This window comes from Polaromonas sp. (assembly GCF_016185115.1).
Lineage (GTDB): Bacteria > Pseudomonadota > Gammaproteobacteria > Burkholderiales > Burkholderiaceae_C > Polaromonas.
In genome coordinates this window covers 19945-39743 of the sequence record NZ_JACPOF010000008.1, presented here as the reverse complement: position 1 = coordinate 39743, position 19799 = coordinate 19945, and the positions used below count along the sequence as shown (strand labels likewise).

The window sequence follows — 19799 nt, the reverse complement described above, 5'->3', positions numbered from 1 at the left end:
CTGAAACGCGACCAACGCGTTTCAGGCCGGTTTATTGCTAGTCTGCTGCATGCCTTTCGCTACAGCCGCCCGCACAGCTACGACCCATCCTGCGCCCAATCCGCAATGGCGCGCCCAGGAACTCCTGCTGATGAGCGAGGTGATGCGCCTGGTCGGCAAGAGCCTGGCGCCGGAAGTTGTGCTCAGGGAAATGCTGCACCTCATTTCTGAACTGCTGGGGCTCAACCGCGGCCGCATTGTGCTGGCCGACTTTGTGGGAGACATCGCCCTTGAAGGCCTTGCAGATCGCAAGCCCGGGGCGCGCTCGCCCGGTCATGCAGGCACCGCTTCAAGCATCCGCTACGCCTACGGCCTCACCAAAACAGAAATGGCACGCGGCCGCTACGGGCCGGGCGAGGGCATCACCGGACGGGTGCTGGCAACGGCGCAACCCATCATCGTGCAGGACATTGATGCCGAGTCGCAGTTCCTGGCGCGATCCGTTAAACGCGCCCAGCTGCCGCAGGAGGTGGTGGCCTTTATCGCCTTGCCGATTGAAGTCAACCGCGAAGTCATAGGCGTGCTGGCCTGCCACCGCATACGCAGCCGGGACCGGCAATTGAATGACGATGTGGCGGTGCTGAAGATCCTGGCCACATTGGCCGGGCAGTTGCTGCAACTGCAGGCGCTGGTGGCCGAAAAAACGCGGGCCCTGCAGGCGAAAAACCTGTTGCTCGAGCGCGCGCTTGAAACCGCTGCTGTCCGCTACGGCATCATCGGCACCTCCCCTGCACTGCTGCAGGCGCTGGGCGAGCTTGAGCGCGTCTCGGAAGCCACCGCCAGTGTGCTGCTTCTGGGCGAATCAGGCACCGGCAAGGAGCTGTTTGCGCGCGCGGTACATCTCTCAAGCCAGCGCCGCGATCAGCCCTTCATCAAGGTCAATTGCGCGGCGATTCCCGATACGCTGTTTGAATCGGAACTGTTCGGCTACGAGCGGGGCGCTTTCACGGGGGCGCAAACAGCGCGCGCCGGATGGTTTGAGCAGGCTGACCGGGGCACCATATTTCTGGACGAGATTGGCGAGATGCCCCTGGCCATGCAGACCAAACTGCTGCGCACACTTCAGGAAGGCACCATTGTGCGTCTGGGTGGCAAACGTGAGGTCAAGGTGTCCGTGCGTGTAGTGGCGGCCACCAACCGCAACCTGGAAACAGACGTGCAGGCGGGCAGCTTCCGGCGCGACCTGTTCTACCGCCTCAATGTCATTCCCATCCGCCTGCCATCCCTGAGGGAACGCCAGCAGGATATACGCGCGCTGGCGATTCACTTCCTGAGCCGTGTGAACCAGGACAACCAGCGTAATGTCAGCCTGTCGTCTGATGCGCTGGCGCGACTGGAACAGCACCCATGGCCCGGCAATATCCGTGAACTCGGCAACGTGATAGAGCGGCTGGTGCTTCTGACGGACAGCACCATGGTCTCAAGCCGTGAACTGGAGCGCTTTTTGCCCCAGGAGAGCGGCGCAAAGCCCGCCCTCAAACCGGCCATAGCGCCTGCGACCACCGTGACACCAGCGCCACTGGTACGCGACTACCAGGCGGCGCAATCGCACTCGGCAGCACAACTGCAGGAGTCGCTGGCGGCCCATGGCGGCAACCAGTCACGTGCTGCGCAGGCCCTGGGTTTGACAGTGCGGCAATTTGGCTATCGATTGAAAAAACTCGGCCAACACAATGCCGACAATTTGTAGACATTGTGTCAGCCCCACCTGTGGCCAGGATAGCATAATTGCTATTTAATTCATAGCAACAAGGCGTCTTACATTGGGCGTTTTCGGCATTTTTTAAAACAAGTCGCCACGACCATGCTGCTTGGCACAAGCGTTGCAATCAAGGCAGGAACGGCATGTGCCGTGACCTCAGTGGAGATTGCCATGACGACCAGCGTTCTTGTTTCCCCCGAACAACTTTCAAGCATGATGGGCACCGAACCGGTGGTCATCATCGACACCCGCGACGCCGACACCTATGCTGCCGGCCACCTGCCCGGTGCCGTGAACATGCGCGAGATATTCACCTTTCTCGCCACCTCGACCGCTGAAGGCCTCACCGCCCTCAAATCAACATTTGCAGAGCACTTTGGCATGGCCGGCCTGTCCGGTCTGGAGACCGCCGTGTTCTATGAAGACGCGTTGAACAGCGGCTACGGCCAGTCCTGCCGCGGCTATTACCTGCTGACCTGGCTGGGCTACCCCAAGGTCAAGGTACTCAACGGCGGCTTCTCTGCATGGAAGGCGCTGGGCCTGCCGGTCAGCACCGAATCCGTAGCGCCAAAAGCAACCAGCTTCCCGAGCACTCTTGCAACAGCTGATGTCATGCTGACCAAGGACGACATGGTCGCAGCGCTGGGCAGCGATGTGGCGCTTCTCGATGTACGCGACATCGACGAATGGACCGGCGAAAGCTCGTCCCCTTATGGCAAGGACTTTGCCCCGCGCAAGGGCCGGCTGCCTGGCGCCAAATGGATAGAGTGGTACCGGTTCATGAAGCCTTCTCCACAGGGCCCGGTTTTCAAGTCGCCGCTGGAAGTGCAGGCCGAGTGCGCCACCGCAGGCATAGCCACCGACGACACCGTGTACCTGTACTGCTTCAAGGGCGCGCGCGCATCCAACACTTTCCTGGCACTCAAGCAGGCCGGGTTCAGCGACGTTCGCATGTACTTCGGCTCATGGAACGAATGGTCGCGCGACGACTCGCTGCCGATTGAAAGCGACGCACCCATCATGAAATCCAGACCGCCTGCACTGGCTCTCGCAGCCTGATACGGATACCCACTTTCTACACAAGGAACCTCTTCATGTCCGTTGACACCCCGATCGCAGCCGAACCGACCACGGTGAAGGCTTACCTCAAACCCATTGACGCCGAAGGCCTGTCGGCGTTTGCGGCCAAGGGCAAGGCCAACCCGGCTTCACGCGGGACCAACAAGGTCCACACCGTGATGCAGGGCATGTACCGCTCGCTCAGTTATGTCGGCGATCACCAGCCCGTGGTCGTCGATGAGCCCCTGCACCTGTTCGGCGAGAACACGGCACCGGCGCCTGGCGAAATCGTGCTGTCGGGACTGGGCGGTTGCCTGGCCGTGGGCATCACTGCAGTGGCAACATGGAAACAGGTCCGCTTAAGCAAGCTGGAGATCTTCATGGAAGGCGATATCGGCAACCCCGCCGCCTGGGGCGCAGGTGGGGCACTGAAAGAAGCCAAAGACATGGGCTTTCAGGCCATTCGTGTGAAGGTGGTGATTGAAGGCGACGCCAGCCGCGAGGTGCTGGACGAGATCGTTCAGCATGCCAACTTCTATTCGCCGGTTGCCAACAGCATGCGCAACCCGATTCCTTTTGAAATCGCCCTGGCTTGATGTGCCCCCACGGTTGCTCACTTCGTGTAGCGCCCTGCCCCCCGAGGGGGCCGCTGCACCTGCGGTCTGGCAAAGCCAGTCCCGCGGCCCCTGCTTGAAGGGATCATCTCCCTGGTTTATGTCTGGCTCACGAACCATACCGGAATATTTATGGAAGTCCTAGAACGCGCTACCCAAACACCTTTCGGCGAGAGCCATGGGGCTGCGCTGCTGCAGGCGGTACGCGCTCTGGCCGATGGCCCGCTGGCAGAGCTGGCCGACGATATAGATCGCCGCGGCATTTATCCGAAGTCCATCCTGCAACGGCTGGGTGAGCTGGGTGCGCTCAGTGCCCATATCGCCCAGGCCAACAAGCCTGCTGACTACGGACTTGCAATCAGGGTCATGACTGAGGTGTCACGCGTCTGCGGCGCCACCGGCTTCATGGTCTGGTGCCATGAAGTCTGCGGCACCTACATGGAACAGTCAGGCAACGCCGCCCTGCAGGGCGACAGGCTGTCCGCACACAACAGCGGACTGACCCTGGGCGCCACCGGCATGTCCAACCCCATGAAAACATTTGCAGGCATAGAAACCTTTTTGCTGCATGCACGCGAGGTGCAAGGCGGCTGGCTGGTGAACGGTACCCTGCCCTGGGTCAGCAACCTGGGGCCTGACCACTACTTTGGCGCGGTCGCCGATGTGGAGGATGGCGCCGCAGATGGTGCTCCAAAATCGGAGGTCATGTTCATCGTGCATTGCGATGCGCCTGGCGTCGAGTTGCGCAACTGCCCTTCTTTTTCTGCGATGGAAGGCACCAATACCTGGGCTGTAAGGCTGACAGATTATTTTGTTGGCGCAAAGGACCTGATTGCCCACCCAGTGCGCCCATTTATTGGCCGGATACGCGCTGCGTTCATCCTGCTGCAGACAGGCATGGGGCTGGGTGTTGTGCAAGGTGCCATCGATTCGATGTGGAAGGTCGAGCGCCAGCTCGGCCATGTGAATGAGTTCCTCGAAGACAGGCCCGACGAGTTGCAGGCCGAACTGGACGAATTGACCGCACGCATCATGGTGCTGGCCCGGACACCATTCAGCCAGGAGAAGGAGTTCCTGATCGACGTGCTGGATGCCCGGGCCCATGCGTCAGAGCTGGCCTTGCGCGCCGCGCAATCGGCCCTGCTGCACCAGGGCGCGCGAGGTTACTTGATGACGTCTGACGTGCAGCGGCGCGTGCGCGAATCGCATTTCGTGGCGATCGTGACGCCCGCCATCAAACACCTGCGCAAAGAAATCGCACGACTCAGCGCAACGGAGCAACCTGCATGACTGGAGCCCCCACGCTTGCCACTACGTGTGCTGCGCTGCCCCCCGCGGGGGCCGTCGCCTGCGATCCGGCAAAGCCGGCCTCGCGGCTGAATGTCGCCCCCACGCTTGCCACTGCGTGTGCTGCACTGCCCCCCGCGGGGGCCGTCGCCTGCGATCCGGCAAAGCCGGCCTCGCGGCTGGAGATGCCGGACGCTTCGGACCCTGGCCAGTCGCCATGGGAGTTGTATATCTGCCGCGCCTGTGGCCTGATCTACGACGAGCGCAAAGGCGATGCAGACAGCGGGCTGGCAGCTGGTACCCGCTTTGCAGATATTCCCGATGACTGGGCCTGCCCGCTTTGCGGCGTGACCAAGTCTGACTTTGAGCCTTACGTCATGGAAGCGTCGGCGCGCAGCAGTGGCCGCAACGGTCAGGTGCGCAAGGCAGCAGGTCGCCGTGACGCAGGCACGGTGATTGTGGGTGCCGGCCGTGCGGGCTGGCAAATGGCAGAGGCCCTGCGTGCGCGGGATGCCAGCATGCCGATCACCATGGTCACTTCATGCAACGGCGATGTCTACGACAAACCCATGCTGTCAGTCGCGATGGCCAGAGGCGTGACACCCGGAAAGCTGGCGCGCGAAACCGGATCGGCAGCGGCAAGCCGGCTCAATGTCAGGCTGCTTGAAAATACACAGGCCGTGCGCATTACCCCGGCAAACCGCCAGCTGCGAACCACACGCGGAACGCTTCGCTATAGGCAGCTGGTGCTGGCGCATGGTGCGGAATCACGGTTGCCGCAGCAGTTTCCACCCTCGCTGTGCTGGCGTATCAATCACCTGCAGGCATATACAAAATTCCGCAGCCTGCTCGGCAACACGCCACAGCGTATCGCTGTGGTGGGTGCAGGTCTGATTGGCTGCGAACTGGCCAATGACCTGGCGCTGGCGGGGCACGCCGTGACCTTGATCGACATTGCCACAAGGCCGCTGGCAGCCAGCCTGAGCGAAGCGCAATCACGGCAACTGCTTGAAGCGTGGGCACCGCTGCCTATTGTTTTTATCGGCGGCGTTCAGGTCAGGGCGATCAGATCGGCGGACGATGCAGGCAGCAAACAGCTGATCACACAATGCGGCCAGATCTTCACGGTGGACCACATCGTGGTGGCGGCCGGGCTGCAAACACCCAACCGTCTGGCCAGTGGCGCAGGACTGGTCTGGAACAACGGCATAGCAGTGGATGCCGGCACTCTGGCCACCAGCCAGGCCCACATCTACGCATTGGGTGACTGCATTTCCGTCAATGGCCAGGTGAGCCGGTTTATAGAACCGATAGGCCGTCAGGCCAAAGCTATGGCTGCGCACATGGTCGGCGATGCCGCCACGCCATACCAGCACACCCCGGTCCCGCTTCGCATCAAGACCACCTCGCTGCCGTTCTCACTGTGAATTGGTGCGGCGTGCCGTGCCACACGACACAGGGTGGCACACCTTTTCATGGCGGCGTTTAATTTTCTTCAACCCGAAAGCAACAAACCCGCCCTATAGTTCAAGTCAGCACAGGAGAACGACTTGAACGCACCCACCTCCACCCTGCAAGGCGACATTCCTCAACGAGCCCAGCGGCAGTTGCAGGCCGTGCAGGCGCTGCAGAAGGTTTTGCCGGCGCATGCACTGCTCTGGAACAACGAAGACACCACGCCGTATGAGTGTGATGGGTTGACCGCCTATCGCGAGCGGCCGCTGGTTGTTGCATTGCCTGAAACCTATCAAGAAATACAGGCCGTGCTCAAGACTTGCCATGCGATGGACATTCCCGTCGTCGCGCGTGGCGCAGGCACGGGCTTGAGCGGTGGTGCGATGCCGCACAGGCTGGGCGTGACGCTGTCTCTGGCCAAGTTCAACAAAATCCTGAAACTGGACCCGGTGAGCCGCACAGCTGTCGTGCAGGGCGGCGTACGCAACCTTGCCATCTCGGAAGCTGCAGCGCCCCACGGGCTTTATTACGCGCCCGACCCTTCCAGCCAGATTGCCTGCACGATAGGTGGCAATGTGGCTGAAAACTCGGGCGGTGTGCACTGCCTGAAGTATGGGCTCACCGTACACAACGTGCTCAAGGTGCGCGGCTTCACGATTGAAGGCGACGAAGTTGAATTCGGCGGCGATGCGCTGGACGCAGCAGGCTACGACCTGATGAGCATCATCGTCGGCAGTGAAGGCATGCTGGCCGTCACCACCGAAGTCACTGTCAGGCTGATACCCAGGCCCCAGCTGGCGCGCTGCATCATGGCGAGCTTTGACGACCTGCGCAAGGCCGGTGACGCAGTGGCATCGGTGATTGCGGCCGGCATCATCCCGGCCGGCCTGGAGATGATGGACAAACCCATGACCATCGCGGTCGAGGACTTTGTGCATGCAGGTTATGACCTGAGCGCCGAAGCCATTCTGCTGTGCGAGAGCGATGGCACAGCCGAAGAAGTCGAGGAGGAAATTGGCCGCATGAGCGAGGTGCTGACACGCTGCGGTGCGACGGCGATTGCCGTCAGCCAGAACGAAACCGAGCGCCTGCGTTTCTGGAGCGGCCGCAAGAATGCATTCCCCGCGTCGGGCCGCATCAGCCCCGACTACATGTGCATGGACTCCACCATTCCACGCAAGCGCCTCGCAGACATCCTGCTGGCGATTGCAGAAATGGAGAAAAAATACCAGCTGCGCTGCGCGAATGTTTTTCATGCCGGCGACGGCAATCTCCACCCCTTGATCCTGTTTGATGCAAACGATGCAGACCAGCTGCAGCGCTGCGAACTCTTTGGCGCGGACATCCTGGAAACCAGTGTCGCCATGGGCGGCACCGTGACTGGTGAACACGGCGTCGGGGTAGAAAAACTCAACTCGATGTGTGTGCAGTTTTCTGCTGAGGAGAACGAGCAGATGTTTGGCGTCAAACGCGCGTTTGATGCCAGAGGATTGCTGAACCCCGGCAAGGTGATACCCACCCTTAACCGCTGTGCAGAGTACGGAAAAATGCTGGTGCGCGCCGGGAAAATTGCGCACCCCGATCTGCCCCGGTTTTAGGGCATTTCAATCAGCAGGCGAGCCGCTCGCCCGGGGTTTGATCTGTTATTTTCGGGCGCGGTCATCGGCATGATTTGCTGTTGCCCGCACTTCGCTGGCAGCGGGTGCGCGAGCCCGTGAATGTGTGCGCAGACTTCATGGTCTCGCACCTTTCGTTACTCTTTGTGCCGGTCGGCGCAGGTGTCATGGTCATCTGGCACTGGTCGGCCAGTACGGTTCGCGTACTCCTGTCGTGATTGTGTTGTCCACACTGGCCGGTTTGACCTTCACTGTTTGAGCCTGCAAATGGTTCAAACGACCTGAAGGCGACCACTGAATGTCGGACGTCATGCAGTTCTGGGTGCATGTTTCAGTTACACCGCGGTTTGCTGACCACAGGCGCGCCTTACCCCGGCTATTTTGCGGGGGCGCAGTTCATACATTTTCTGCCAGGCCCAGCAGTCATGGCACTCGCTGACAGCTGTGGCAGCGGCGTGAAGATGAAGAGTTAGGCAGGCGCTGGAACCGTTTGCTGCAGGCGGCCTTGCTCGGCGGGACTGCCGCCAGACGTTACGTTGTCACTGCGCCCTGGCCCTTCACCGCATCTGTGGCCATGGGCATTGCCGAAAAGACAGGCGGCATACCGGCACTTGTGACCGCAGTTGCCCATGATCACGGAGATTGTGGGAGCGCTTCCAGGCAAATACCTGCTTGCTGCCCTGCGGATTCCGACCGACAGCACCGGCGCCTGCGCCGGGCTGGCACCAGGCCTGCAGGTCGTGCGGGCGTCGCTGCCGATGCCGCTGGTTTTCCGCTTGTTTTAAACCGGCTGGACGGCTTTTGTTATGGCTGGCACCTTGGCGATGGCACCGAACAGGATCTCCCCGGCCAGTTGCCCGCCTTCTTCGATAACCAGCTTGCCATAACGTATCGTGCCCGTCACCTTGCCGGTGGAGTAAATCACCAGCTTTTGCCGAACCGTGAGGTTGCCGTTGAATTCCCCGCGTATTTCGGCCACATCGATTTCAGCGGAACCCTTGAAGGCACCCTGCTCTGAAATCTGGATCACGCGCGAATCCATGGTGGCTTCAACGGTGCCCTCGACCACCAGGGTATCGCAATCCGTAATTTCAACGCCCTTGAGCTTGATGTTGGGGCCTACCGTCAGCTTGCTGCCGCCTTCTGCCGGGCTGGACGGGGCTGCGACAGACTGCGTTACAGGGTTCTCCGGCAGGGTGGTGGCACCCTTGGCACTTGAAGCAGACCCATTGATGTTGGCAGCGTTGCCATTGACGTTGTAACCATTGGGGGTGCTGCCATGCTGGCGTAGTGTACCGGGTCCGCCCAGAGGTTCGTTATCGCGTTTGCCGAAAAAGGGTGTTGCCATGTGACTTCCTTAAAAAAGAGAGCGCATGGTACGTCTGCGCGCCGATCAAAACGTCCGAGCAATGCAAGAAAGGTAACGAAATTAATTCTTACATCGCGGCTTTCAGTCGGGTCAAAACTACTTGTCGATATAGTCCGGTCTGATGGCCTACACGCTGAAAATTTTTACCGCCGACGACGTCAGTGCTGCAGAACGGGCAGGGGCAGAACACCGCTTTCGTACCGCGCTTGAAATCACGCTGGGAGACAGCGCTCTGGTGTGGCCTGTCTACCAGGCCTATCTCCGGCTTCTGCGGATTTACGGAGACCATCAACGCCCCTGGCCCCTGAGCCCCGAGGAACAATTGCTGGCCGATCAATGGGAGGCCGCAGAACTGGCCGCAACGCAATCTGCATTTGGGGCAGACCGCTACATGGGGGATGCAGAGTTCGAAATATCGCCACACGACGAAAACCCGGAAGGTTTACCGCGTCATACCACATGAAACCGTTGCTAAATGGTCACCCCCGGGCACAGGTAGTCCATTTGGGGTAAGGGAAAAACCAGCATTTTCCGGATAATTGTCCCAACAAGCCAAAGGGACAGGATTTTGCAGGTGGAATTATTCGTTTATTTGTCGATGGGCATGGGTATTTTGGGTCTGGGCGTCCTGGGTATATTCCTGTTTTCCCGCCGCAAGGCAGTCGTGACACCCCCCGGGGTCTTCACCAAGGCTGCCGTGCCCAGCCCGGCAGCCCGGACCCCCGATGACCCGGAGTACCAGGTCAGTTACGCACCACCCGAGTTTGAATGGAGTGGCAACAGCACGGGCGCCTTGCCGGTCAAGACCCTGACCTACAAACAGTATGAATGCCTGGAAGACGCGCGCTACGGATTTCGCGTCGTCGGCTTACCACCGACAGAGCGGGATTTGCCGCAGCCTCATAAAACCCGGGCGCATGGGCTGAAAACCGTTGCGTCGTTGTCGAAGCACGGTTTTCTGCAGGCACAGGCAGAAGGCGGCTTCACTATCACTGACCTTGGCCTGAATGCGCTGGAAGTCTGCAGCGTGCGGTACTGACACCCGCACAGGGCCGTCCCTCAGAGCGTTGCGTCAGCGGGCGCATTACTGGCCGCCCAGGAATAAAGCGCCACGAACACCAGCGCATCAAAGACTGCTCCAAAACAGATGTAGAGAACGGGCATGAAGAGCACTGAAAGGTGCTGCATGATCAATGCCTGCACCAGCACCTGGTGGGGGACCATGATGACGAGAAAGCCCAGGATGAGCAGCGTGTAGCCCAGCTTGGCCAGCAGACTCTGGTTGAGGATGTAGTAGCCCATGGCAAGCATCACGGGGGTGGCGAGTATCACCACATAACCGATGGTCAGGAGCTCTTCGCTGTGGCGCGCAATGGTGTACGGGAAAACTCCAGGTGTCAGCCAGAAATAAAGCAGCGCCACAAACTGGACGGCACACACAATCCGCACGGGATATTTAAGCGGAAGCGTCTCTTTCTTCATGCGCAGCGAAAGCACAAAGGCGACCACCGTCACGGCGGCAGTCACCAGCATGATGGTGGGTGTGGGAAGTGGCGTAGCCTCTCCCGCACCGGACAACAGCAGGGCATATTCACCGGCTTCATTGAGCTGCGTCGAACGAAAGAACGGCACATCCAGTGCGCCCGACCAGAACAAAATGCAATTGCGCCAGAAATCCAGCAAGAACGGCCGGGCCCATACCAACAAGCCGCAGAGCAGTATCGGCAGGACAATGGCCTGGGCCAGCAGCCAAGGTGTGACCTTCAGCGGGGTGATGGCCCGGTGCGGTCTGACGCGCACATGCTTGGCGCGTGCCTCACGGACCGCAGAAAACGCCGCATGAAAACTGCGGTCATGGTCACGGGCTTCTTGCGACACTGATAATTTTTTAAAGCTCATGGTGGGCGATCAAAAATCGTGAAACAGGCCAACCGTGATGCCGGTGCGGCGATACAGCGGGTTTGAATAGCGATTTACACCGACCAGGACGCCCGAGCTGGGGTTGACCCAGTGTCGCCAGGTAAGGCTGGCTTCGTTGCTCCTGAAATTGACGAGCTGCGTATTCGCCGCGACTGAAAGATAGCCCTCACCACCCCAGCCATAACGGGCGCTCACCTGATCCTGCTTGCTGCGCGAGTATGTCAGCGCCACGAACTGCTGCTGGGTCCGTATGCCACCAGGGTCACTGCTGTTCACACGCACACCGCCTTCTGCAATCCATGGCGAGTCAAAGTAATACGCCAGGCCCAGCGATACGCTGCGGTCGGTATGTCCGTCCGGGGCGCTGTAGTAACCCACGCCCACAGAGCCTACAAGGCGGCGATCAGCTAATAGTTTCCGGTACAGCGTGGCATCCACGCGGTAACGCGGCAAATAGAACGCACCGTCACCCGCACCCACCGCCAGCGAGCCGTACCAGTCCTCGTCAAAGGTGTAGGTGTCACTAATGCCCACAAAAGCACCGTCTTTGTTGAAGCGGTGCTGCGCCGACAACTCGCCCTGCAATACATGGGGCCCTGTCCCGTAGGTTCCCCGCAATGTCACGTCCCGCCAGTTGCCATAACCGGCGCTGAGATTTTGGGCGCTGGAACTGAGCTCCAGGCTGCGCCTGGCGGCGTCGGTTGTTTGTTGGGCCTGTGCAGCGACCGTCACGTCCTGCCCTGTACTGGAATCTTGCGCCAGCGCTGATCCGGCGCCTGACAGGGTGATTAAAGCCAGCACCGCAATCTTTTTATGCATTGAAATCCCCCGAGCATGTAATTTCATATTGTTTTTAAACCTTTCCAGGAAGTCAGTAGGTGCGGTAGCGCTCACAGGCACCCAGCCGCAGGCGCAGCTGGCGTGATACCCCGGGCCATCAGAATTTGATAGGCTGTTTCATCCGTCACAGCCCATCGTGCGGAGTGCCGCAGTGACTTTGATTCACGCAGCCAGCAACCGGCGCTTGCCTTATCGCCCTGACGCAGCGCGAGCACAGCGAGCAGACCCCACGGGTAATCTGTCTTGCCTTGGGCAAGCCACTCGGCGCGGTGCTGTCGCATCCAGTTACCGTAGTAGGCAGCTGCGTCCTGCGGCAACAGCGGAAAGTCAACCAGCATTGGAAAGATTTGCGCCACATGGTCCGGGTAAAACGCCGCCTTTTCAGAACGCTGCTCAAGCTGGGTTGACACCAGAAACCGCTTGTTGACCGGCTCCCAGAAAGTGGCCTTGATCGCCCCCGCCAGCCTGTCGGCTTCAGCCCTCTCACCGGGCTGCTTCAGATGACTCTTCAGTGACCAGACCTCCAGGTTGTCCATGAACAGGCCATGCAGATAAACCGGGGACACCATGTAAATGCCGCGCGACGGCTGGAACAGGTGCTCCAGCGCGTTCTTGCTGATGGCGTAACTTCTGGCCAGTGCCGGGTTTGTCTTGACGTAGGCCGGCATGGTTTCCAGGAGCTTCATCCAGATGGCCAGCAATGAGTCATCAGCATCGGCTGTTTTGCACGATACCCACGGCGCATTGCCTGTCCGGCAGAACCTGTCGAAAGTGCCGTCCGGTTTTTGCCTGGGCGCCAGCCACTGGGCAAATTTTTGCGCCGGCGCAGAAATGTCCAGCCCGTTTTCATGTGCAAGCAGCAGTGCCTGCATTGCGAAGTACGGGTCCGCAGATTCACCACGATAAAGCACGGTGATGGCGCCATCGGCATCCGAATAGGAAGAAAGATCCAGCTTGGGCGCAGCCATGGCGGAACCCGCAGCCGCAAGCAGACCCATGACGAACGCGAGGGAGATGTAAAAACGCTTCATGCGGCCTTGACCATTCCGATCTCGTGCGCCCAGACCGCACCATGCGCCACAACACCATCTTCCACAATGATGTTTCGCGCGCTGATGGTGGTGGGCGCATCGGGGCGGCCAATCACCGCGTTGGCGCCGATGAGAATGTCGGTTTCCGACACAAGGGGGCCGGACACCGAGGAGTCGTTGAACATGTACACACGCTTTTCACACGTCACGGCACCCAGCACCTGGGCACCCCTCGCAATGCTGATACCTTCGCGCGCCTTGACATCGCCAATCACCGTCGTGCCCGGCCCGATGATGAGAAAGCCGGTCACCACCAGAGAGCCTCTGTAAATCCGCGTGGGCGGCAAAGAGCAATTTCCCCGGACGATGTAAAGCAGCGGTGTCTGCATCACCGCATCGGGCAGATCGCCATACCCGGATTCTTCAAGTTCTTCCTGACTGTACGAAGCAGCAGGACTCCTGCCTGATCCGAAATGCACGACGGGCGCCTGCACACGTTCAAACCATGTTTCATTACCCAGCTCGACCGCCATCCCCGCCGAAATGCGCCGCATGGCCACGCTGTTGTTGTTGAGAACAAGCACGCCGTCAGCGTGTCCCCAATCCCTGATCTCGCTCTGCGCGCCAAGTGCAACACTGCCGGTGGCATAGAGGGCCGAAAAGACAGAGCCCGCTCCGGCATGAATGCTTCCGTTCACATACAGCGGCTGCGCAGAATGAAGGGCTTCCACACTCTGAATGTCCGGAGAAATCATGCGTTTGCGCGCGTCACGAAGGTCCGCGACGCCGGCCGGGTGAGCCATCAGTTCAAAGTCCTCGAAGCCGGTCGGCGATCCGGTGCCCAGCCTGGCCCGCGCATCGGCGTCGAGGCGGCGGGCAAAGTGGTCAATGTCACTGGTGTACGCGGCGGAGATCGGGAGTGCGCCAGAGTCGGTCGGGTACAGCCACTCCTTGAACGCCGGCACAAAAGGCAGCGTCAGCAACAGCAGGCAGATCAGGGCAAAAGTAAAATATGTGAGGTAGCCGGGCGTCATCATTTGACTTCTCCTTCGCGATAACGAATCGTCTTGTCCCAGACCATCTCGCGCTTGAGAAGGCCGTCAAGCACAAGGCTCCAGACCGCACCGGAAATGGCGAACAGGCTGACAAAAAAGCCCAAAAGGTTGAACGGCAGCAGACGCAGGCGCTTGCGGTTTCCGTCAATCAGCACGGCCACCACAATCTCGAAAAAGGCGGCGAAGTTGCCCAGCGTGCCATAAACCATCAATGCAAAAATAGGGATGACCTGCGACAACAGAGAACCCGCGTTCAGGAAATAAAGCCCCAGGGCCAGGCCCCATCCGAGCAGCATGACAAGCGGAATCACAAAAACAAACAGCAGCAGCAATCCGTCAACCCGCTGACCGAGCGTGAGGTATGGGCTGGTCGCGAACTTCCAGAGGTAACGCGCCATCACCTGGTTATGCCCCTTGGCCCAGCGCGTCACCTGCTTGATGCGCACGCTCCATTCTTCGGGCACCTCCTCATAGCACTCGGAACGGTTGGTATAGACCGTTTTCCAGCCATTGAACATGAGCCTGAAGGTGATGTCGGTGTCTTCGGCCAGCGTATCGTCATGCCAGCCGCCCACGGCCTCAACAGCGGACAGGCGCACACCGCCGACCGTGCCGCCGTACTGCGGCATGAGGTTCATGTTCATGCGCGCCTGCTGGTCAACCTGGTAACCCGCAGAACGTTCAAGATCAAGCATGCGTGTGAGCAGATTGGCGCCGCTGTTGACAGGTACAACCCGGCCCATGACGGAGCCCACTTCGGGGTCAAAAAACGGAGCGACCAATTGCTTGAGCAGGCCGCGACCCGGAACGTAGTCGGCATCAAAGATGATGGCGATGTCGCCCTCGGCAAATTGCAGGGCATCCTTGAGCGCTGCAGATTTTCCAGCCTTGCCGTCCTTTCGGTGAAAAGGCGAGATACGCGAAGGAAATCTGCTCACATAGCCATCGATGATCTGTGCCGTACGGTCTGTCGAACGGTCATTGACGGGGATGATCTTCAGGCGGTCCGCCGGATAGTCTGTATTCAATAAAGCTTCAATACAGCCTGCAACAACCTTTTCCTCGTTATGCGCCGCGATGAACACTGTAATCATGGGCCAGCTGGCGACGGAAATATCGATATAGGGGTGGCGCTGGACCCCGGTCAGGCGATTCATGGTGAACATGAAATGCCTGATGCCGTACAAGGCCATGATGACCACCACCAGGCAAAGCAGGGAGGCCATTACCGCCGCAACCGGATAGTCCTTGAAGGTGGGCACCAGAGAGACCGGCATGACAGGCGCAAGCGGATCGTTCGGATCACCGATGCGGGCAGGCTGGGCCAGTGCCGGCAAGGCGCTTGCCGCCCAGAATGCCAGCATCATCGGCAGGGATGCGATGCTTCCCAGTTGCGCCATGAGCCGGGCTGCCGCCCTGCGGGGCAATAGCCGGGTGCAGGATGGATCCTGCCCCTGTTGTCGTGTTTGCAGATCGAATTTCATGCGTCCCGCCTTCTGGTTGCCGACGTCAGACCGGTACCGCGAGGGCCGGCTCTGCTTCACGGGTGATGCCAAGATAGCCGGCCAGCACACCAACGATGCGCTGCGATGCCTTGCCATCACCGAAAGGATTGCCGGCCCGGGACATCTTTTCCCAGGCGGCGTGATCATTTGTAAGTCGCCCGACCTCATTGACGATGGCGGAGCGTGTTGCGCCTATCAGCAGGGCACACCCGGCTTCGACGGCTTCCGGGCGCTCGGTTTCTTCACGCAGAACCAGTACCGGCACGCCGAAGGTAGGCGCCTCTTCCTGCAGTCCACCAGAGTCTGTCAGTACCAGCCAGGCATCAGCCAGCGCCTGTTGCATCTGTGTGTAGTCAAGCGGCGCCGTCAGGCGAACGTTGGCGATGTTGCCAAGCACGGCATGTACAGGCCCCTGAACCACGGGATTCAGGTGGACCGGAAAAAGAATTTGAAGCGTGGGTTGCTTCCGTGCAATGTCTGCAATCGCATGACAGATTTCATCCACGTCACGGCCCCAGTTTTCGCGCCGGTGGACGGTGACCAGAAGATGGCCCTGACCGTCAATCCGGCGCTTGACACCCAGGCGCTCACAGGTCCAGTGCTGGGCATCAATGACGGTGTTGCCGGTCAGGTAAATGTGTTCATCCGCAATGCCTTCCGTTTGCAATGCGACCCGGGCCCGTTCCGTGGGCGGGAAATGGAATCGCGTGATCCGGCTGATCATTTGCCTCAGCCCTTCCTCTGGAAAAGGCCGGTCAAGATTACCGGTGCGAAGCCCTGCCTCGACGTGCGCCAAGGGCACGCGATGATAGAACGCAGCCAGCGCGCCCTGAAATGCGCTTTCCGTATCACCCTGCACCAGCACCAGCGACCATTTCCGCGAAGTCATCACGGCGTCCAGCTGTTGCCGGCAAGCCGTACTGAAATCCAGCAGGCTGCTGCCGCCGCGCTCCAGCGTGATGTCCGGAGAGATGTCAAAGCAGTCCAGGATCTGCGTTGCCATGTCGTCGTGCTGGCCGGTGTGAAGCCACTGGACATCTGCCCAGCCAGCCGTTTTGAGAGCGTGATAGACAGGGGCCAGTTTGATGATTTCCGGCCGGGTGCCGGACACAAGGAGTATGTTGTTCATGAGTGGGGGTGATAGGGAAGCCGCACGACAGACGTCGTGAAAGAGTCATTGGATGACCGGAAATCAACCTTGCCCCGGTTTTCCGGGGTCAAGCAAAAAACTACATTGCTGTTCGCCGGCGCTCGTCGCCCCAGCGGGATGTTGAACTTCCTGAAAACATCTGCTCTGCATTGGCTGCTTCAAGCGGCAGGAGATCAACAACAAGAATCAGGTCACCGCCGAAACGCCCGACACCCAGTTCCTGAACTATTTTTTCTTCCTGTTCCTCGGTATCCATCCGGAGAAAACACAGTGCCTGGCGCTTGCCCAGATGGCTGGCGGGCAATATGTCAAGACGCGCAATCGAGCCGAAACGTGAACATAGCGAGTGCAGGGCCGGATGCAGTGTGTCAATGTCATCGCATCCCTCAAGGGTTTCAAGTAGTTTGTTCATGCATCCTCACATAGCTTGGGGTGGGTCGGTTATCCATCTCGCCAGCTCGTGCTTTTCGCATCTCGACTGTCTGGCTCAGGGTTGATGACAGATTTAGCGTTAGGAAAAACTTCCAACTCCGGGGCCAATTGCCATGTGTCATGTAGGACATGGCCGAACATGCGGATTCATGCGATGGCGCCCGCTTAAGCTCAATCCCAGGCTGCGGAGTCCCATATGGCTGGAAACCAGACCAGGGGCGTCGCCATCTTCCACGTCCAGCATTTCGCAATATGGCAAGTCCATCGGCAAAAGAGCCATTCCCCCCCGCACTGCAACGTCTTCTTGAGCGCACCAGCAGCTCCGGTGTGTGGACACTTGAAGCGGGCGCCGCACATGTGACAGCCAGCGCCACGCTTGCAGAGCTGCTCGGCATGGACACTCCCGTTGAAGACGGCGCTACCCATCAGATGCGCCTGTGCGACATGCTGGACTTCTTCGCGGATGATTCGCGGACGTTGATGGCAGCCCGCGTGGACACCTGCATGACTACCGGCCAGGCCTTCGACGAAGAGTTTCAGCTCGACACCACCTCAGGCAAGCGCCTGTGGGTGCGCGCGGTCGGACAGTCCCTGCCCGACAACACCGGCGGCATTGCTGGCATGCACGGAGTGCTGCGAGACATTACAGGAGAAAAACGCGCACAAAACGAGGCCATGGGCATCACCGTGCGACTGAGCACAACACTGGCGAGCATCCGGGAAGCTTTTGTCACGGTTGACCCGCACGGCCGATTCACTTATGTAAACCGTGAAAGTGAAAACCTCTTCAAACGGCGAAGCGACGAGTTGCTGGGCCGGACGCTCTGGAACGAGCTGGATGCGCAGGACACCGGCCTGCTCAGTCAGGAGTTCAATGCAATGGTGGCAGAAGGTTCAGGCAGGGAGTTTGAACACTACTGCGTATCAATAGACAAATGGCTGGCGCTGCGTACCTACGCATTTGAAGAGGGCGTGGCAGTGTATTTTCGTGATGTCAGCAGTTCGCGCCGCTCACAGGAACAGTTGCTGCTGCTGGAAACCAGCATCTCGCGCCTGAACGATATCGTCATCATCACCGAGGCCGGGCCTGCCAGCGAACCAGGCCCGCGCATTGTGTTTGTCAATGATGCCTTTGAGCGCCACACCGGCTACAGCCGCGAAGAGGCACTGGGCAAAACGCCGCGCCTGCTGCAGGGCCCTGCAACGCAACGTACGCAACTCAACCGCATACGCACAGCAATGAAATATTCCCAACCGGTGCGTGCGGAACTCATCAACTATCGCAAGAACGGCGAGCTTTTCTGGATGGAACTTGAAATTGCGCCCGTGGATTATTTCAATCGCGGGTTGACGCACTGGGTGTCGATTGCGCGGGACATCACCGAGCGCAAGGCCGCAGAAGACAAGATCGAGCACCTGGCTTTTTTCGACGCACTGACCCAGCTGCCCAATCGCCAGCTGCTGATGGACCGCCTGAAAAAAACCCTGTCGCAGTGCGAAGACAGCAACACGGTTGGCGCCCTGATGTTCATCGACCTCGACAACTTCAAGGGTCTCAACGACACCCTGGGGCATTCCAGGGGTGACCTGTTGCTGATCCAGGCCGGGTTGCGGCTGACCGCATGCTCACGCCCCGAAGACACTGTCGCGCGGCTGGGCGGCGACGAATTTGTGGTGATGCTGGAGGATCTTGGTGACAGCATGGCTTCGGCACTGGCGCAAACCCGCAACGTCGGAGAAAAAATTCTTGCGGCGTTGAGCGAGCCCTATGAACTGGCCGGTCACCAGCACCACAGCACCTGCAGCATTGGCATCACGCTTTTCAGCAAACACGAGCAAAGCATTGGCGACCTGCTCAAGCAGGCCGACCTCGCGATGTATCAGGCCAAGGCGGCGGGACGCAACGGCCTGTGCTTCTTTGACCCCGAAATGCAGGCAGCAGCCACCGCAAACGCCACGCTTGCCGCGGAGCTCAGACAAAGCCTGCGGCAGCAGGATTTTGTACTGCACTACCAGCCACAGGTGGGCCATAAGGGCATGTTCGGCGTGGAGGCACTGGTGCGCTGGAAACACCCCCGGCGCGGCCTCGTTTTTCCTGATGCCTTCATCCCCCAGGCCGAGGAAAACGGATTGATCATGCCGCTGGGGAAATGGGTACTGGAAACCGCCTGTGCACAACTGGCACGCTGGGCACTGTCGCCGGCCACCGCAGAACTGAGCATTGCGGTTAACGTCAGCGCCCGCCAGTTCCGTCATCCGGATTTTGTCGATGAGGTCATGTCCCTGATCAGCCACACCGGCATTCAGGCAAGCCGGCTGAAACTGGAGTTGACAGAAAGCCTGCTGGCCAGCGACGTCGGGGTCACCGTAGCCAAAATGGTTGACCTCAAAAAGGCAGGCCTGACCTTGTCGATTGATGACTTTGGCATGGGCTATTCAGCCCTGTCGTATCTCAAGTACCTGCCGCTGGACCAGCTGAAAATTGACCGCACCTTTGTCAAGGATGTGCTAACCGACCCCAACGATGCCGCCATTGCCCGCACCATCATCGGCCTGGCCCAGAGCCTGGGGCTCAATGTGGTGGCCGAAGGCGTGGAGACGGAAGCGCAGCGTGCCTGGCTGGAGTGGTTTGGCTGCGAGAATTACCAGGGCCATCTCTTCTGTCCGGCACTGCCCATTGATGAACTGGAAACATTCATGCACGCATTGTCTGCATGACCCGGTC

17 protein-coding genes and 2 pseudogenes are annotated in these 19799 nt (G+C 59.6%); 11 read left to right on the top strand and 8 right to left on the bottom strand.

All coding sequences use genetic code 11. The features are described 5' to 3' along the window. The first annotated feature begins 49 nt into the window (after positions 1-49). The 8 genes and pseudogenes from HYX42_RS05210 to HYX42_RS05175 all read left to right on the top strand — a co-directional run. Entirely contained in the window at positions 50-1729 is a 1680-nt protein-coding gene (locus tag HYX42_RS05210) for a sigma 54-interacting transcriptional regulator (RefSeq protein ID WP_293400564.1), read from the top strand. Positions 1730-1912: 183 nt separating this feature from the next. Then, positions 1913-2800, top strand: coding sequence for a sulfurtransferase (locus HYX42_RS05205; protein WP_293400562.1), 888 nt, complete (start codon positions 1913-1915; stop codon positions 2798-2800). A gap of 35 nt (positions 2801-2835) precedes the next feature. Next, positions 2836-3396: an OsmC family protein gene (locus HYX42_RS05200; RefSeq protein WP_293400560.1), complete on the top strand. Its 561-nt coding sequence runs from the start codon at positions 2836-2838 to the stop codon at positions 3394-3396. A gap of 150 nt (positions 3397-3546) precedes the next feature. Further along, entirely contained in the window at positions 3547-4704 is a 1158-nt protein-coding gene (locus HYX42_RS05195; RefSeq protein WP_293400558.1) for an acyl-CoA dehydrogenase family protein, read from the top strand. After that, complete coding sequence (locus tag HYX42_RS05190; protein ID WP_293400556.1) at positions 4701-6128, top strand: FAD-dependent oxidoreductase; 1428 nt, start codon at positions 4701-4703, stop codon at positions 6126-6128. The genes HYX42_RS05195 and HYX42_RS05190 overlap by 4 nt, the downstream gene beginning before the upstream one ends. A 123-nt stretch (positions 6129-6251) precedes the next feature. Then, positions 6252-7754 (top strand): FAD-linked oxidase C-terminal domain-containing protein, encoded by a 1503-nt coding sequence (locus tag HYX42_RS05185; RefSeq protein WP_293400554.1) that lies wholly within the window; start codon positions 6252-6254, stop codon positions 7752-7754. Next, a pseudogene (locus tag HYX42_RS23205) lies at positions 7726-8031 on the top strand (CidA/LrgA family protein). Before HYX42_RS05185 ends, HYX42_RS23205 begins: the two are co-directional and overlap by 29 nt. An 85-nt stretch (positions 8032-8116) precedes the next feature. Continuing rightward, positions 8117-8557 (top strand): annotated as a pseudogene (locus HYX42_RS05175) (LrgB family protein); the annotation flags it as partial. Here the strand turns inward: HYX42_RS05175 and HYX42_RS05170 are convergent. Continuing rightward, the gene (locus HYX42_RS05170) at positions 8554-9120 is read right to left on the bottom strand and encodes a polymer-forming cytoskeletal protein (RefSeq protein ID WP_293400550.1); all 567 of its coding nucleotides are present in this window, start codon (positions 9118-9120) and stop codon (positions 8554-8556) included. The pseudogene HYX42_RS05175 and the gene HYX42_RS05170 overlap by 4 nt on opposite strands. A gap of 142 nt (positions 9121-9262) precedes the next feature. On the opposite strand from HYX42_RS05170, the gene HYX42_RS05165 reads away from it, so the two are divergent. Next, positions 9263-9604, top strand: coding sequence for a hypothetical protein (locus HYX42_RS05165; protein WP_293400548.1), 342 nt, complete (start codon positions 9263-9265; stop codon positions 9602-9604). A gap of 111 nt (positions 9605-9715) precedes the next feature. Continuing rightward, positions 9716-10180 carry a hypothetical protein gene (locus HYX42_RS05160; RefSeq protein ID WP_293400546.1) on the top strand — a complete coding sequence of 155 codons (465 nt, stop codon included), beginning with the start codon at positions 9716-9718 and terminating at the stop codon, positions 10178-10180. A gap of 20 nt (positions 10181-10200) precedes the next feature. On the opposite strand, the gene HYX42_RS05155 is transcribed toward HYX42_RS05160, so the two are convergent. The 7 genes from HYX42_RS05155 to HYX42_RS05125 form a co-directional block, all read right to left on the bottom strand. After that, on the bottom strand, positions 10201-11040 hold the full coding sequence (locus HYX42_RS05155; protein WP_293400544.1) for a hypothetical protein: 840 nt from the start codon (positions 11038-11040) through the stop codon (positions 10201-10203). A gap of 9 nt (positions 11041-11049) precedes the next feature. Then, positions 11050-11880, bottom strand: coding sequence for a YaiO family outer membrane beta-barrel protein (locus HYX42_RS05150; protein WP_293400542.1), 831 nt, complete (start codon positions 11878-11880; stop codon positions 11050-11052). A 71-nt stretch (positions 11881-11951) separates the two neighbouring features. Further along, positions 11952-12932 (bottom strand): hypothetical protein, encoded by a 981-nt coding sequence (locus HYX42_RS05145; protein WP_293400540.1) that lies wholly within the window; start codon positions 12930-12932, stop codon positions 11952-11954. Beyond that, a complete protein-coding gene (locus tag HYX42_RS05140) occupies positions 12929-13969 on the bottom strand; it encodes a polymer-forming cytoskeletal protein (protein WP_293400538.1) in 1041 nt (346 codons plus the stop codon). The genes HYX42_RS05145 and HYX42_RS05140 overlap by 4 nt, the downstream gene beginning before the upstream one ends. Beyond that, positions 13966-15471 (bottom strand): glycosyltransferase, encoded by a 1506-nt coding sequence (locus tag HYX42_RS05135; protein ID WP_293400536.1) that lies wholly within the window; start codon positions 15469-15471, stop codon positions 13966-13968. The genes HYX42_RS05140 and HYX42_RS05135 overlap by 4 nt, the downstream gene beginning before the upstream one ends. Before the next feature lie 25 nt (positions 15472-15496). Then, entirely contained in the window at positions 15497-16621 is a 1125-nt protein-coding gene (wecB, locus tag HYX42_RS05130; protein ID WP_293400534.1) for a non-hydrolyzing UDP-N-acetylglucosamine 2-epimerase, read from the bottom strand. 100 nt (positions 16622-16721) lie between these two features. Further along, the gene (locus HYX42_RS05125; protein ID WP_293400532.1) at positions 16722-17054 is read right to left on the bottom strand and encodes an RNA-binding protein; all 333 of its coding nucleotides are present in this window, start codon (positions 17052-17054) and stop codon (positions 16722-16724) included. A 272-nt stretch (positions 17055-17326) separates the two neighbouring features. Between HYX42_RS05125 and HYX42_RS05120 the strand changes: the two genes are divergently transcribed. Next, positions 17327-19792, top strand: coding sequence for an EAL domain-containing protein (locus HYX42_RS05120; protein ID WP_293400530.1), 2466 nt, complete (start codon positions 17327-17329; stop codon positions 19790-19792). The last annotated feature ends 7 nt before the right edge of the window (positions 19793-19799 follow it).

Bases quoted from the DNA above. Each gene is read 5' to 3' on its own strand.
- HYX42_RS05135 (WP_293400536.1), bottom strand. From the start codon at position 15,471: ATGAAATTCGATCTGCAAACACGACAACAGGGGCAGGATCCATCCTGC.
- HYX42_RS05120 (WP_293400530.1), top strand. From the start codon at position 17,327: ATGGCAAGTCCATCGGCAAAAGAGCCATTCCCCCCCGCACTGCAACGT.
- HYX42_RS05190 (WP_293400556.1), top strand. From the start codon at position 4,701: ATGACTGGAGCCCCCACGCTTGCCACTACGTGTGCTGCGCTGCCCCCC.
- HYX42_RS05195 (WP_293400558.1), top strand. From the start codon at position 3,547: ATGGAAGTCCTAGAACGCGCTACCCAAACACCTTTCGGCGAGAGCCAT.
- HYX42_RS05150 (WP_293400542.1), bottom strand. From the start codon at position 11,880: ATGCATAAAAAGATTGCGGTGCTGGCTTTAATCACCCTGTCAGGCGCC.
- HYX42_RS05125 (WP_293400532.1), bottom strand. From the start codon at position 17,054: ATGAACAAACTACTTGAAACCCTTGAGGGATGCGATGACATTGACACA.
- HYX42_RS05205 (WP_293400562.1), top strand. From the start codon at position 1,913: ATGACGACCAGCGTTCTTGTTTCCCCCGAACAACTTTCAAGCATGATG.
- HYX42_RS05140 (WP_293400538.1), bottom strand. From the start codon at position 13,969: ATGATGACGCCCGGCTACCTCACATATTTTACTTTTGCCCTGATCTGC.
- HYX42_RS05210 (WP_293400564.1), top strand. From the start codon at position 50: ATGCCTTTCGCTACAGCCGCCCGCACAGCTACGACCCATCCTGCGCCC.
- HYX42_RS05165 (WP_293400548.1), top strand. From the start codon at position 9,263: ATGGCCTACACGCTGAAAATTTTTACCGCCGACGACGTCAGTGCTGCA.
- HYX42_RS05155 (WP_293400544.1), bottom strand. From the start codon at position 11,040: ATGAGCTTTAAAAAATTATCAGTGTCGCAAGAAGCCCGTGACCATGAC.
- HYX42_RS05170 (WP_293400550.1), bottom strand. From the start codon at position 9,120: ATGGCAACACCCTTTTTCGGCAAACGCGATAACGAACCTCTGGGCGGA.
- wecB (WP_293400534.1), bottom strand. From the start codon at position 16,621: ATGAACAACATACTCCTTGTGTCCGGCACCCGGCCGGAAATCATCAAA.
- HYX42_RS05145 (WP_293400540.1), bottom strand. From the start codon at position 12,932: ATGAAGCGTTTTTACATCTCCCTCGCGTTCGTCATGGGTCTGCTTGCG.
- HYX42_RS05200 (WP_293400560.1), top strand. From the start codon at position 2,836: ATGTCCGTTGACACCCCGATCGCAGCCGAACCGACCACGGTGAAGGCT.